Genomic DNA, 14,319 nt, shown 5'->3' on the forward strand with positions numbered 1-14,319 from the left:
GTGCGAATCGGGGCGGAGGCCGATGGTCAACCACCGGCTTCCGCCCCGAAGGTCCGTCACCTCACCCGACGGTCGCGCCCTGGCGGCCGACCTCCACTGTCTCGAGCGTCGGGAACTCCGCGGGCCGATGCGTCACCACCAAAGCCGACCGCCCCTCGGTCGCCGCCAGCACGTCGGCCGCCAACGCCGCCGCCGTCGGGGCGTCCAAGTGCGCCGTCGGCTCGTCCAGCAGCAGGATCGGCCGGTCCGACAGCAACGCCCTGGCCACCCCGATTCGCTGCCTTTCGCCGCCCGACACCGGCGTTCCGTGCGCCCCCAACGCCGTGTCGAGACCCAGCGGCAGCCGCGAGAACCACGCCCCCAGCTGGGCCGAACCGAGCGCCACCAGCAACTCGGCATCCGTAGCGGACGGCCGGGCCAAGCGGAGGTTCTCCCGCAGCGTGCTGTCGAACAAGTGCGTCTCCGGCCCGCACCACGCGATCTGCTCGCGCACCGAATCGCCGTCGTACGCCAGCGTGTTCGTGCCGTCCAGCAGGACCCGGCCCGCCGACGGGTCCAGGTACCGCATCAACGCCGCGATCACCGTGCTCTTGCCCGCCCCGGACCGCCCGGTCAACGCGATCCGGGAACCGGACCCGATCCGGACGTCGACGTCGCGGACCGCGTCGGCGACAGCCCCCGGCCAGCGGACCGACAGGTGCTCCGCCGCCAGCTCGGCCGCCGTCGGCGCGACCGCCCGAGCCTCCGCCGGCCCCGGCAACGCGTCCAGCGATGCGAGCCGACGTGCCGAACCGGCCGCGCCGAGCAGCCGTTGCGCCGCCTCCGGCAAGCCCGCCACCAGCTCGGCCGTCGCCAGGGGCAGCAACGCCAGCACCGCCAGCGCCGGGCCCGGGACCGCCGCCAGGATGCCCAGTGCCAAGCACGCCACCGACGTGAGCCCGACCCCGAGCGTCGCGATCCCGCCGCCGAGCCCGCGCCACGCCGCCGAGCGGCGGTGCAACGCCGTCAGCGCCGCGTCCAGCTCCCGCAGCCGGTTGTGCCGCCGGGTCGCCGCGTCGTGGGTGATCAAGTCGGCCGCCGCCTGCAGGAGCTCCACCGTGCCCGCCGTCAGCTCCGCTCGCAGCCGCGCCGTCTCGCGCTGCGCTCGGCGGGCCGCGATCGCCGCCACCGCCGGGGCCAGTACACCGGCCGCGGCCAGGCCGAGAGCCGCCGCGAAGCCGGCGCCCGGGAGGATCACGCCGAGCGTGATCGCCGTTCCGGTCAGCACCGCCGCCACCGACACGCCCGGGACGAGGCCGCGGACCAGGACGTCCTGCTGGCTGTCCACATCGGACACCAGGCGGTGCAGGAGGTCGCCGCGGCGGAGGCGGGACGTGCCCGCCGGCCCGATGCGGACCAGCTGGGCCCACACCCGCACCCGCAGGTCCGCCAACGCCCGCAACGCGACGTCGTGCGACAACAGCCGCTCGACGTAGCGCAGGATCCCCTTCGCCAAGCCGAACGTCCGCACCGCCACGATCGCCACCATCAGGCTCAGCACCGGCGGGTGCAGGGCCGCGCTCGCGATCAGCCACGACGACGTCGCCGTCAGCGCGACCCCGCAGCCGAGCGCCGCCGTCGCGGCCAGGCACGCCATCGCCAGGCGCCACCGGTGCGGGCGTACCGCCGCCAGCAGCGGCCGCCACTTCGCACCGTCCACAGTGGCGGAAGAAGCCGTGGGCACGAAAGGCTGAGGAGCAGGAGGCGAGGACGAGGCAGGTGCGGCGACTTCCGGAACAGCAGCGGGTTCGACCGGCCCGCCGAGCGAGACGACGCGGTCGCAGCGGGCCAGCACCGCGGGGTGGTGGCTGACGATCACCGCCGTCCGCCCGGCCAGGACCGCCGGAAGCCGGTCGAGGATGGCCGCCTCGGTCTCCGCGTCGACGCCCTCCGTGGGCTCGTCGAGCAGGAGCAGCGGCCGGTCGAGCAGCACCGAGCGGGCCAGCGCCACCCGGCGGCGCTGGCCCGTCGACAGCCCGGCACCCAGCTCACCGACCACAGTGGACAGCGGGACGTCGAGGGCCGCGGCTTCGGCGGCGGCGCGCACGGCGTCCGCGGAAGCGTCGGGGGAGCCCAGGCGGATGTTCTCGGCCACCGTCCCGGCCACCAGGTGCGGCTGCTGCGGCACCCAGGCCAGGTGCCGGTGCCAGGTGGCGCGGCCGATGTCGGCGAGGTCGACGTCGCCCACCATGACGCGGCCGCCGTCGGGGCGCCGCCAGCCGAGGAGCAGGTCGAGCAGCGTCGACTTGCCCGCGCCGCTCGGCCCGGTGACGCCGACGATCTCGCCGGGCGGGAGGCGCAGGGTGAAGCCGTCGAGGATCGGCCCGGAGCGGCCCTCGACCGTCACGTCTTCGCAGCGCAACGCCGTGCGCGTGAGGTCGGGGACCGTGCCCGTGCCGTGGTCGCCGGACGGCGTCTCGGCGAGCGCGAGGATTTCTTCGGCCGCGGCCAGCCCCTCGGCGCTGTCGTGGAAGCGCGCGCCGACCGCGCGCAGCGGCAGGTAGACCTCGGGTGCGAGGATCAGCACGACCAGCGCCGTGTGCAGGTCGAGCTCGCCGGCGAGCAGGCGGAGCCCGATCGACACGGCGACGAGCGCGACCGACAGCGTCGCGAGCAGCTCGAGCGCGAGGGCCGACAGGAACGCGACGCGCAGGGTGCGCAAGGTGTGCGCGCGGTACTGCCCGGTGATCTCCCGCAGCGAGCGCAGCTGCGCCCGGGCCCGGCCGAACGCCGTCAGCTCGGCCAGCCCGGCGACCAGGTCGAGGAAGTGGTCGCCCAGCACGGACAGGGTCTTCCACTGCCGCCGGACGTCGCGCTGGGTGTAGAGCCCGATGAGGATCATGAAGAGCGGGATGAGCGGCACCGTGAGGCCGACGACCAGGGCCGCGACCCAGTCGGAGACGAGGATCCGCACCCCGACCACCAGCGGCACCACGGCGGCGATCAGCAGCTGCGGCAGGTACCGCGAGAAGTAGCCCTCGAGCCGGTCGACGCCGTGCGTGGCCAGCCCGGCGATCTCCGCGGGCGAGCGGTCCGCCCGCCGCGGCCCGAGGCGCAGCGCGGCCGCGATCACGGTCTCCCGCAGCTGCGACAGCGCCCGCGCGGCGGCGCGGTGGGCGGTCGTCTCCGAAAGCCACGTGATCCCGGCCCGCGCGACGACCACCAGCAGGAGCAGCGCGAGCGGCACCAGCAGGGCCCGGAGGCCGAAGCCGTCGAGGAACGCCCAGGTGACCGTCTTCGCCAGCAGCTCCGCCTGGGCGAGCACCAGCATCGCGGTGAGCACGCCCAGCGCGGCGCAGGCCAGCACGAACGGCCGGACCGCGCTCGCGTGGCGCAGCAGCCGCGGGTCGAGCGGCTTCACCGGCGGGCCGCGGGCAGACCGCCGCCGGCGGGGATCGACGCGCGGCTGATCCGCTTGCGGAACACCCAGTACGTCCAGGCCTGGTAGGCGAGCACGATCGGGGTGAACGCGACCGCGACCCAGGTCATGATCTGCAGCGTGTACGGCGTCGAGGAGGCGTTCGTCGTGGTCAGGCTGAACGCCGGGTCGGTCGTCGAGGGCAGCACGTCCGGGTACAGCGACCAGAACAGCGTGAAGGTGACCGCGATGATCGCGCCGGCGGTGCTCGCGAAGGCGAACCCGTCGCGCTCACCCGCGGCGAACAGCACCGCCGCGGCCAGCAGCACCGCGGCGACGGCCGACGACAGCCACGCCCAGCCACCGTGCTCGACCGCGGTGTAGGCGAGGAAGCCGCCGCCGACCACGATGGCCGCGCCGCCGAGCGCGCGACTGATCGCCCGAGCCCGGTCGCGCAGCGCGTCGGTCGTCTTCAAGGCGAGGAACACCGCGCCGTGGAAGGAGAAGAGGCTGAGCGTGGCCAGCCCGCCGAGCAGCGCGTACGGGTTGAGGAGCGTGAAGAACGAGCCCGTGAAGTGGTGCTGGGCGTCGAGCGGGACGCCGTGGACGATGTTGCCGAACGCCACGCCCCACAGCAGGGCGGGCGCGGCGGAACCGCCGACGATGACCCAGTCCCAGGCGTTCCGCCAGCGCGGGCTGTCGATCTTGCCGCGGAACTCGAACGCGACGCCGCGCAGGATCAACGCGACGAGCACCAGCAGCAAGGCCAGGTAGAAGCCGGAGAACAGGCTCGAGTACCAGAGCGGGAACGCCGCGAACGTCGCGCCGCCGGCGACCAGCAGCCAGACTTCGTTGCCGTCCCAGACCGGGCCGATCGTGTTGATCAGGACCCGGCGGTCGGTGTCGTCGTGGCCGAGGATGCGCAGCAGCGTGCCGACGCCGAAGTCGAAGCCTTCGAGGACGAAGTAACCGGTCCAGAGGACCGCGATGAGCAGGAACCAGATGTCGGTGAGGGCCATGGCGGGTCTCCGGCGTCAGTAGGCGAAGGCCGCGGGGCGCGGCTCGTCGGAATCGGTCTCTTCGCGCGGTGCCTCGGGCGGTGGCGGCCCGGCCTTGGCGTAACGCACCATCAGGACGCCGTCGATGACCGCGAGCACGCCGTAGAGCACGGTGAACACGATCAGCGAGGTCAGCACAGTCCCGGCGGACACCGTGGGCGACACCGAATCGGCCGTCTGCAGCACGCCGAACACCGACCACGGCTGGCGGCCCATCTCGGTGAAGATCCAGCCGACGCTGTTGCCGAGGAACGGCAGGGCGAGCCCGGCGGTCGCGACGGGGAAGAACCAGCGGACGCCCGGCGTGCGGCCGCGGCGGAACAGCCACAGGCCGACCAAGGAGATCAGCAGGCAGAAGAAGCCGAAGCCGATCATCAGGCGGAACGTCCAGTAGCTGACCGGGATGTCGGGCCGGTACTCGCCGGGACCGTACTGCTGTTGTTCGGCCGCCTGGAGGTCGTTGATGCCCTCGACCCGGCCGTCGAAACTGCCGGTGGCCATGAACGAGAGCACCCCGGGCACGCGGATGCTGAACTTCTCCTGCGACCCGTCGAGCGAGCCGATGGTGAACAGCGAGAACGACGCGGGCGCGACGGTGTCGTAGAGCGCCTCGGCGGCGGCCATCTTCATCGGCTGCTGCTCGGTCATCAGCCGCGCCTGCAGGTCACCGGTGACGATGACGCCGAGGCTGGCGATGAGCACGGTGACCAGGGCGAGCTTCATCGACGGGCGGAAGACGTCGGCGTCGCGGTTCTTCTTCAGCTGCCAGGCGCTGATCCCGACGACGAACATGCCGCCGGTGAGGAAGCACGCGGTGATCGTGTGGGCGAAGGCGCCGACCGCGGTGGAGTTGGTGAGCACGGCGCCGAAGTCCTTCAGCTCCGCGCGGCCGGTGGCGGGGTTGACCGCGTAGCCGACCGGGTGCTGCATCCAGGAGTTGGCGGCGAGGATGAAGTACGCCGAGAGGACCGTGCCGATCGAGGCGAGCCAGATGGTGGCCAGGTGCAGCTTCTTCGGCAGCTTGTCCCAGCCGAAGATCCACAGGCCGAGGAAGGTCGACTCGAGGAAGAACGCGAGCAGGCCTTCGATGGCCAGTGGCGCGCCGAAGATGTCGCCGACGAAGGTGCTGTAGTCCGACCAGTTCATCCCGAACTGGAACTCCTGCACGATGCCGGTCGCCACGCCCATGGCGAAGTTGATGAGGAACAGCTTCCCCCAGAACTTCGTCATCCGGCGGTAGCGGTCGTTCCCGGTGCGGACCCACGCCGTCTGCATCCCGGCGACCAGGAACGACAGCCCGATGGTCAAGGGGACGAAGAGGAAGTGGTAGACGGTGGTGATCCCGAACTGCCATCGGGCGAGGTCCAGGGCGCTCATCCGGTTTCTCCTGCTCGCGCGGACGAAGGTGACCGCGCCAGCATCCGGTGGGGCGGGCCACCGGCGAGAGGGTCCTTGGTCACTTCCGCGACGGCCACAGTGCCCCGGGTGGCCCGGCGGGCTGAAGGGGACTTTCCCCGCATGTAATGCGGTGAAGGGGACGTTCAGCGCATCACATGCGCTGAACGTCCCCTTCAGCCCGCTCTCTCCGCTAACCGAAGTTCACGTCACTGCACCACATGTACGTCTGGTCCAGGTGGGAGGCCTGCCAGATGGTGAACACGACGTGGTGGCCCCGGTAGGCGCCGGACGTCTGGACCGTGAACGTGATGTCCTTGGCCGGGGCGTACCGGCCGGTCTGGGTGATGAAGTCCAGGTTGCCCCAGCCGAGGCGCTGGGTGGCCGGGTCGAACCCGTTCTTGCTGACGTAGACCCGGAAGTAGTCGGCACCGTGGCTGGCCTGGTCATACAGGTGCATCGAGAAGGTGCTGCCGAGGCTGGTCTCCTTCCACGGGCCGGGGGTGTTCAGGGAGTTGTTGCGGGCCAGCGCGTTGCTGCAGAGCTGGCCGTCGGGGGTCGAGCCCTGGAAGTTGCCGCCGAGCCCGTCCCGCAGGGCGCTCATCCAGTTCCACATGGTGTCGGCGTTGGCCTGGAAGGCCTGCCAGCACATCGGGTCCTGCTGCTGCATGGCCGGGTTCGTGTGCTGGCTGCCCCAGTCCTGCCAGCACTGGTAGGCGCGGGTGGCGGGGCTGACGATGGTGCCGTGCGCGGATGCCGCCGGCACCCAGAGGAACATCCCGGCCAGCGCGGCGACGAGGGCGATGAGGACCCTCCGCCGTCGGGAGGTGGTCCGTGTACGCATGAATGGGCCTCCATTCGTGATGAGTGGTGGTGACCATTGGGAGCGCTCCCAGCGTGTGCGACAGCGTATCCGCGATCCGGCGAAACTTCAACAAACCGGACAGGATGACGGTGATCTGTTCTCCGGCGCGGCGGGACCTGTGGCGCGGAACCGGGGACTTTGGTCATCGCCGCGCGCGGCCCGGTGGCCGTAGGCTGATCTCCGTCGAACCGGTTTCAGGAGGTCAGGATGCTGCGCGTGTTCCTCGTCGATGACCACGAGGTGGTCCGTCGTGGTGTCGCCGATTTGCTGGACGAGGACGAGCACCTCACGGTGGTCGGGCAGGCGAGCAGCGTCTCGCAGGCGCTGGCGCGGATTCCGGCGTTGAACCCGGACGTCGCGGTGCTGGACGTGCGGCTGCCGGACGGCAACGGCATCGAGCTGGCCCGCGAACTCCGGTCGAAGCTGCCGGAGCTGAAGTGCCTGATGCTGACCTCCTACACCGACGAGCAGGCCATGCTCGACGCGGTGATGGCCGGGGCGAGCGGATTCGTCATCAAGGACATCAAGGGCATGGACCTGGTGTCGGCGGTCCGGGACGTCGGCGCGGGAAAGTCGCTGCTGGACGCCCACGCGGCCGCCGCCCTGATGGCGAAATTGCGCGACAGCCAGGCCAAGAAAGGCCCGCTCGCGGACCTGTCGGACCAAGAGCGCAAGCTGCTGGAACTGATCGGGGAGGGCCTGACCAACCGGCAGATCTCCGAACGCATGTTCCTGGCCGAGAAGACGGTCAAGAACTACGTCTCCCGGCTGCTGACCAAGCTCGGCCTGGAACGCCGCACCCAAGCCGCCGTCCTGGCGACCGAGCTGCGCAACCAGGCCCACTAGGCGCCGTCCGGCTCCGATCGGCGAACCGGACGGCACTCCGCTAGCGTCATGCCCGTGGGCCGGCGCGCTCCCTCCCCCTCAGCGCGCCGGCCCACACTCGTGCCCGCCCGGCGCCAGTGACCAAAGTCCTCCGGGTTCGGGCAGTCCGGCCGGTTCGCCCACCCCCTCCCTCGCGGTCTGCTTGTGCGGTGCCACCCGAGGTCGCGCGACCAAGTCCACTGAGGACGGACAGCCCCGTGACCGGCCGTCGAAGAGCCAGGTCACCGCGAACCGGGTGGCCGCCCCGCGGTGGGCGCGGCCCCTTGGTCGGCCGCGCCCACCCGCATGCCGTGAGGAGAAAGCGATGAGCGTCGAGGCGGGCTCCCGGGCCCTGCTCTCCGGCGGCGACGTGGTGCTCGTGCGCCCGCTGCGCCCGGCCGACACCGCCGAGGTGCTCGCCCTGCACACCCGGCTCGACCGGCGGGACACCTACTTCCGGTTCTTCGGCGCGCCGTCCGGCCTGGCCAAGCTGGCCGCCGAGATCGCCGCCGAACCCGGGCCCGGCCACTACGCCGTGGGCTGCTACCTGCGCGGAGCGCTCATCGGCGTCGCCAACTACGAGGTGCTGGACGGCTCCACCGACGCCGAAGTGGCGCTCGTCGTGGACGCGGCCGTGCGCACCCAGGGCGTCGCGACCCTGCTGATGGAACACCTGGTCTCGCACGCCCGCGCGACGGGCCTGAAGCGGTTCATCGCCGAAGTGCTGGCCGAGAACGCCAAGGTGATCCACGTCTTCCGGGACCTCGGCCTGCGGTTCGACCCCGGGCTCGGCGGCCCCGAACGCGACATCGTGATGGACCTCGAGCAGGACACCGCCTACCTCGACGCCGTGCTCGAGCGCGACGCGGCCGCCGACGCGGCCAGCCTCGCGCACCTGCTCAGGCCGTCCTCGGTCGCCGTGATCGGGGCCGGACGGCAACCCGGCTCGGTCGGCCACGCCGTCTTGGCCAACCTGGTCACCTGCGGCTACCGCGGCCCGGTCGAGGTGGTGCACCCGCGGGCCCGCGCGATCCTCGGCGTGCCGTGCGCGCCGTCCGTCGCGGAGCTGAGCCGCACGCCCGAGCTCGCCGTGGTCTGCCTGCCCGCGCCCGCCGCCGCCGAGGCGGTCGAAGCGTGCGGGAAACGCGGGGTCCGCGCGGTGGTCGTGATCTCGTCGGGCCTCACCGGGACCGAAGCCGGCGACCGGGTGCGCGCGGCGGTGCGCGAGTACGGCCTGCGCCTGGTCGGGCCGAACTGCCTCGGCGTCGTCTCGACCGATCCCGCCTGCCCGGTGAACGTGACGTTCCTCGGCGCGCCCGTACGGCCCGGCGCCGTCGGCGTCGTCACCCAGTCCGGCGGCGTCGGCATCGCGCTCGCCGAATCCCTCGGCGACCTCGGCCTCGGCCTGTCGACGCTGGTCTCGACCGGTGACAAGTACGACGTCAGCGGCAACGACCTGCTGATGTGGTGGGCCGCCGACCCGCACACGGAACTGGCCGTGCTCTACCTCGAGTCGTTCGGCAACCCGCGCAAGTTCGGCCGCCTGGCCCGGCAGCTCGCCCGGACGCGGCCGGTGCTCGCCGTCCGGTCCGGCAGTGGTGACACCGCGCAGCGCGCGGCGGCGTCGCACACCGCCGCGGCCGCGACGCCCGCCGTCACGCGCGACGCGTTGTTCGAGCAGGCCGGAGTGATCGCCGTCGACACCGTCGCCGAGCTGGTCGACGTCATCGCGGGCCTGTCCTGGCAGCTGCTGCCCGGCGGGCCGCGGGTGGCCGTCGTGAGCAACGCCGGGGGAGCCGGGGTGCTCGCCGCCGACGCGTGCGAGCGCGAAGGCCTGGTCATGGCCGAGCTGTCCGGCCACACCCGGGAGCGGCTCGCGAAGGCGCTCCCGGCCGAAGCCGCCGTGCGGAACCCGGTCGACACGACCGCGGCCGTCGCGCCGGAGGTGTTCGCCGAAGCGTTGCGTGCGGTCCTCGACGACGACGGCGTCGACGCGGTCATCGCGGTGACCGTGCCGACCGCGTGCGGCGACCCCGGCTCTTCGCTCGCCGAAGTGCTGCCGCCCGAGTACAAGACGGTCTTCGCCGTCCGGCCGGGGCAGCGGGCCCGCGTCACGCCGCTCGTCCCCGGTGGCGTGACCGCCTGCTACGACGACCCCGCTGCGGCGGCCGCCGTGCTCGCCAGGCTCGTCCGCTACGCGCGGTGGCTCAACCGGCCCGAAACCGAGAATTCCTCGCCACCACTGGAAGATCCGGACGCCCTGCGCGCGTTCGCCGCCGGGCGTGAAGGCTGGCTCTCGCCCGCTGACGCCGTCGAGTTGCTGCGCTTGGCCGACGTCCCGATGGTGGAGACCCACTACGTCACGGCGGATGACTCGATGGCCGCCGCGGCCACCGACCTCGGCTCTCCCGTCGTGCTCAAGGCGGACGCCGATGGGCTGCTGCACAAGACCGCCGGTGGCGGTGTCCTGCTGGATGTCCACGGTGCGGACCGGATCCTCGAGGCGTTCCGGACGTTGCGGGCCCGCTTCGGCTCGGCGCTGCGTGGGGTGACGGTGCAGCCGATGGCCGAGCCTGGCCGGGAGCTGCTGGTGGGGGTGCGGTCGGATCCGGTGTTCGGGCCGTTGGTGGTGTTCGGTCTCGGCGGGGTCGACACCGACCTGATCGCCGACCACGCCGCCCGGTTGGCCCCGCTGACCGGCGCGGACGCGGATCTGCTCCTGGACGGGTTGCGCGCGTCGAAGGCGCTCTGGGCGTCCGGGCTGGATCGCGCGGCCGTCCGCGAAGTCCTGCTGAAGGTGAGCCGCCTGGCCGAGCTGGTGCCTGAGCTGGCCGAACTCGACCTCAACCCGCTGCGCGTGCGCGCGGACGGCTGCGTGGCGCTCGACGTCCGCGCCCGGCTGGAGCGGCCCGCGGCCGCCGACCCGTTCCTGCGTCACCTGCGAGACTGAAGGAGCTTTGCCGTGCGTGTGCTGACCCTGAACCCGGGCTCGTCGAGCATGAAGGTGTCGCTGGTCGACGACGGCACCGCGGTCGGCTGGGCCGCCTGGGACCTGACCGACCCGGCCGTGGTGGGCCAGGCGATCCGCCGCTGGTCCGATGTGGACGCCGTCGCCGTCCGGTTCGTCCACGGCGGCTCGCAGAAGGCCCCGGCCCGGGTCGACGACGCCTTGCTCGCGAACCTGGAACGGCTCACTTCGCTGGCGCCCAACCACCAGCCGCTGTCGCTGGCGGTGACCCGCGAGGTCCGCCGTCTGCTGCCGGACGTCCCCGTGGTGGCCTGCTTCGACACGGCGTTCCACGCGCGGATGCCCGAAGCTGCGGCCCGGTATCCGTTGCCGCGGGCGTGGACGGCGCAGAACCGCTTGCGCCGCTACGGTTTCCACGGCCTGTCGTGCCAGTACGCGTTGCGCCGTACCGGTGAGCTGCTGGGCCGGGCACCCGAAGAGCTGCAGCTCGTCTGCGCTCACGTGGGTGCCGGGGTGTCGGTGACGGCGATCCGCGACGGTCACGGCGTCGACACCAGCATGGGATTCACCCCGCTCGAAGGCGCCATGATGGCGACGCGGTCGGGTTCGGTGGATCCGGGGCTGCTGCTGCACGTGATGCAGACGGTGCCGATGAGCCCGGCGGAGATGTCCGACGCGCTGTTCCACCGGTCGGGGCTGGCCGGGATGAGCGGGACCAACGGTGATCTGCGGCGGGTGCTGGCCGCGGCCGCGCGCGGCGAACCGGACGCCTCGGTGGCTCTGGATGTCTACCGGCACCGGCTCCGGCGGGAGATCGGTGCGGCCGCGACGAGCCTGTCGCGGCTGGACGCGGTCGTGTTCACCGGCGGTGTCGCCGAGCATCAGCCGGAGGTGATCACGTCGGTGATCGAGGGGCTGGGCGTGCTCGGTGTGCGTGCCGGGGACGTTCCACACACCGAAGTCGATCGGATCGTCACCGCGGCGGGCTCACCGGTGCCCGCCTTGATCGTGCTGCCCCGGGAAGACCTGGAGCTGGCCCGCGGCGCCGAAGAGGCGCTCGCCCGAGTGTTCGCGAGGTGAACCATGCACGTGCTGCTGACTGAATCGTCCTTCGGGGACGCCGATTTCCTCGTCCAGCCTCTGCGTGACGCCGGTTGCCTGGTCAGCCGCTGTCACAGCCGGGCCGGGCTGTGCCGGGCGCTCGCGGTGGGCGGCCGCTGCCCGCTCGATGAGCCGTTCGCCCAGCCCGACTTGGTCGTCGATGTCCGTGGCCAGGGCGGCGAACTGACCGCCCGCGAGTACGGCGTCGTCTGCGCGGTCCGCGACAACGTGCCGGTCGCGCTGGTCTCGCCGGATCCGGCGGTCCGCGCGGAAGTGCCGCCGGGCCTGGAGAACCGCGTCACCGTGATCGACGTCGACGGCCTGCTCGCCACCTGCCGCGCCGCGGCGAGACACCTCGGCATCCCGGTCACCACCGGATGACCGCACCCGGCTTCCGGTGGGACTCCTCGTCCCGCGCCGTTCTCGGCGACGCGCTGGTGCGGCTGGGCCCGAACCGGTGCGTCGCGGAGGTGAGGCCGGACGAGGTGCTGCTGACGGCACAGTCACCCGGCGGCGGCCGCGACCGCGCCGGAACGGCGGCGCTGCTCGACTGCGGCGCGGCGCTGTCGACGGTCTGGACGGTCCTGCGGGTGCTGGGCCGCGACCCGGTGGTGACGTTCCCGGCCACCGTCGCGGCCGCGGTCCACGCCGGGCCGGCGCGGACGCCGACGAGCGCGGAGTGGGCGCGCTACGTCGCTCTGCGCAAGGTGGCCGAGCCGCCGTCGAACGCACCGCTGCGCCCGGTAAGCCTCGCGGTGCTGCGCGCGGTGGCGGCGGACGACTTCTGGCCGGACACGGCGGTCCGCATCGTCCGGCCGGAGTGGGCCCCGACGCTCCGCAGGCTGGGCGCCGACTTGGCCGGGCAGTCATCGCTGCTGGTGACCACGCCCGCCGACACCAGGCGGCACCAAGTCCTGGCCGGAGCCGCGCTGCACGCGACCCGCCTGGCGACGGCGGTCCGCGGGTTCGGTTCGCGGCGTTTCGCCCTGCCCGCGCAGGCACCCGCGGAGCGCGCCCGGTACGTCGAAGAGTCGCTGCTGCCCGGGATTCCGCAGGGATTGCTCGTCGTCGGGCTCGCGCCCGCCAAGCGGTGACTCCCTACGGTGAAAGGCGGGAACCCCGGTCTTCGGCCGGGATTCCCGCCTTCCCTTTCCGAGTGGGCCTCAAGCGGGTGCGAAGCGGTGTGCGGCTTCCGGCGTGATGACCACGACCGGGCAGCGGGAAAACCGGACGCACTCGCGGCCGACGCTGCCCAGCACCAGATCCGCCAGCGCGCCGCCGCGGTGGGCGCCGAGCACCAGGACGTCCGCGTCGGCCGAGGCGGTGACCAGCTCCGTCGCCGGGTCTCCGTGGACCGTGCGCGTCTCCACCTTCGCCTTCGAGGTGCGGGCCAGCCCGGCCACGTGCTCGTCGAGGTGGTAATCCGCCTCCGGGGCGCGGCCGTGCGGCTGGATGGCGAACGACGTTCCGGGCAGCAGCGTGTCGCGGGGGCGGACGAGGATCGCGCGGACCGTGTCACCGGCGTGCGCGCCCACCTCGACGGCCCAGCGCAGGGCCGCGTCGCCGCGGGGGGAGCCGTCCGTGCCGACGACGACCACCCGGCCGGTTCCTGAATCCATGGTGTGCCTTCTTTCCTCCGGTTGCGTCCCGATCGTGCGGCCGGACCGCGGCGCGGCGGTAGGGGACGAATTCCGCCGGACCGGGGGACTTTGTGCTCCGGTGCCCCCGCCGCGGGCGGCCGCACGATGACGGTCGGCGGAGCGCCGTGCTCCGCGCGAGGAGAGTGACCGCGATGACCGCCGCCGCACCGGCCGCATTGACCACCGACCAGCTCGGCATCCTCGGCCGCGCCGTGAGCCGCGCGCCTTCCGTGCACAACACCCAGCCGTGGCGGCTTCAGCCGCGCGGCACCGAAATCGACCTGGTCGAACGCCTCGACGTCGAGCTGCGGCGCCACGACCCGGACGGCCGGGACCGGCTGCTGTCCTGCGGGGCCGCGCTGACCAACCTCGTGCTCGCGGTCCGGGTGCTCGGGCGCGACTGCCACGTCGAGTACCCCGACGATGTCGCGGCGACTGTCACGATCGGCCGTCCGCGGCCCGCATCGGCTCAGGATTTCGCGCTGTACCACGCCATCGCGCGCCGCCGCAGCCACCGGCGCGCCTTCTTCCACGGCCGCGTGCCCGCCGCCGTCCGGACCGCCGTGGTCACCGCGGGGGAGACGGCGGGCGTGCACGTCGTCGCGCCCGCCCACCTCGAGAAGCTGGCCGAGCTGCTCGGCTTCGCCACGCGCGTGCTCCGCGACGACCGCGGCTACCAGCGCGAGCTGGCCTTGTGGACCACGCACACCCACGGCTGGGCCGCGATCGGCGACGGCGTCCCCGAAGCCGCGCTCAGCGCCGAGGCCCTGCCCGTGGCCGGGCTCGTCCGCACGGACACGCCGGTGCCGGACGACGTCGTGCTCGCCTCGCGGCTGGCCGCGGAGAACCTGCTGGTCGTCTGCACCGACGGCGACACACGCGCCGACCGCATCGCCGCCGGCGCGGCCCTGGAGCGCGTCTGGCTCACCGCGACGGCGAAGGCACTGGTCGGCTCGGTGCTCACGCAACCGTTGCACCTCACCGGGTTCCGGGCCCGGCTCGTCTCGGGCTCGGGCTGCCCGGTGTGCCGC

12 protein-coding genes are annotated in these 14,319 nt (G+C 72.9%); 5 read left to right on the top strand and 7 right to left on the bottom strand.

Annotated elements, in window-relative coordinates:
- Positions 1 to 61 precede the first annotated feature (61 nt).
- The 4 genes from cydD to QP939_RS36025 all read right to left on the bottom strand — a co-directional run bounded on the left by cydD (position 62) and on the right by QP939_RS36025 (position 6,694).
- On the bottom strand, positions 62 to 3,400 hold the full coding sequence (gene cydD / locus QP939_RS36010) for a thiol reductant ABC exporter subunit CydD (protein WP_285450833.1): 3,339 nt from the start codon (positions 3,398 to 3,400) through the stop codon (positions 62 to 64).
- Complete coding sequence (gene cydB, locus QP939_RS36015) at positions 3,397 to 4,416, bottom strand: cytochrome d ubiquinol oxidase subunit II (RefSeq protein ID WP_285450835.1); 1,020 nt, start codon at positions 4,414 to 4,416, stop codon at positions 3,397 to 3,399. The genes cydD and cydB overlap by 4 nt, the downstream gene beginning before the upstream one ends.
- Before the next feature lie 15 nt (positions 4,417 to 4,431).
- Complete coding sequence (locus QP939_RS36020; protein ID WP_285450836.1) at positions 4,432 to 5,832, bottom strand: cytochrome ubiquinol oxidase subunit I; 1,401 nt, start codon at positions 5,830 to 5,832, stop codon at positions 4,432 to 4,434.
- Between the two features lie 211 nt (positions 5,833 to 6,043).
- A complete protein-coding gene (locus tag QP939_RS36025) occupies positions 6,044 to 6,694 on the bottom strand; it encodes a lytic polysaccharide monooxygenase auxiliary activity family 9 protein (RefSeq protein ID WP_285450837.1) in 651 nt (216 codons plus the stop codon).
- A 228-nt stretch (positions 6,695 to 6,922) separates the two neighbouring features.
- Between QP939_RS36025 and QP939_RS36030 the strand changes: the two genes are divergently transcribed.
- The 5 genes from QP939_RS36030 (at position 6,923) to QP939_RS36050 (ending at position 12,742) form a co-directional block, all read left to right on the top strand.
- A complete protein-coding gene (locus QP939_RS36030) occupies positions 6,923 to 7,561 on the top strand; it encodes a response regulator transcription factor (RefSeq protein ID WP_285450839.1) in 639 nt (212 codons plus the stop codon).
- 343 nt (positions 7,562 to 7,904) lie between these two features.
- The gene (locus QP939_RS36035) at positions 7,905 to 10,529 is read left to right on the top strand and encodes a GNAT family N-acetyltransferase (protein WP_285450841.1); all 2,625 of its coding nucleotides are present in this window, start codon (positions 7,905 to 7,907) and stop codon (positions 10,527 to 10,529) included.
- 12 nt (positions 10,530 to 10,541) lie between these two features.
- Positions 10,542 to 11,627, top strand: a complete 1,086-nt coding sequence (locus QP939_RS36040; protein WP_285450842.1) for an acetate/propionate family kinase — start codon at positions 10,542 to 10,544, stop codon at positions 11,625 to 11,627.
- Positions 11,628 to 11,630: 3 nt separating this feature from the next.
- Positions 11,631 to 12,029 (top strand): hypothetical protein, encoded by a 399-nt coding sequence (locus QP939_RS36045; protein WP_285450843.1) that lies wholly within the window; start codon positions 11,631 to 11,633, stop codon positions 12,027 to 12,029.
- Positions 12,026 to 12,742 carry a hypothetical protein gene (locus QP939_RS36050; protein ID WP_285450845.1) on the top strand — a complete coding sequence of 239 codons (717 nt, stop codon included), beginning with the start codon at positions 12,026 to 12,028 and terminating at the stop codon, positions 12,740 to 12,742. Before QP939_RS36045 ends, QP939_RS36050 begins: the two co-directional genes overlap by 4 nt.
- 69 nt (positions 12,743 to 12,811) lie before the next feature.
- On the opposite strand, the gene QP939_RS36055 is transcribed toward QP939_RS36050, so the two are convergent.
- The 3 genes from QP939_RS36055 to QP939_RS36065 form a co-directional block, all read right to left on the bottom strand.
- Positions 12,812 to 13,267, bottom strand: coding sequence for a universal stress protein (locus QP939_RS36055; protein WP_285450847.1), 456 nt, complete (start codon positions 13,265 to 13,267; stop codon positions 12,812 to 12,814).
- 490 nt (positions 13,268 to 13,757) lie between these two features.
- Positions 13,758 to 13,937: a hypothetical protein gene (locus QP939_RS36060; protein WP_285450849.1), complete on the bottom strand. Its 180-nt coding sequence runs from the start codon at positions 13,935 to 13,937 to the stop codon at positions 13,758 to 13,760.
- Positions 13,938 to 13,961: 24 nt separating this feature from the next.
- Positions 13,962 to 14,252, bottom strand: a complete 291-nt coding sequence (locus tag QP939_RS36065; RefSeq protein ID WP_285450850.1) for a hypothetical protein — start codon at positions 14,250 to 14,252, stop codon at positions 13,962 to 13,964.
- Positions 14,253 to 14,319: the final 67 nt, after the last annotated feature.

This window comes from Amycolatopsis nalaikhensis, assembly GCF_030264295.1.
Taxonomy (GTDB): Bacteria; Actinomycetota; Actinomycetes; order Mycobacteriales; family Pseudonocardiaceae; genus Amycolatopsis; species Amycolatopsis nalaikhensis.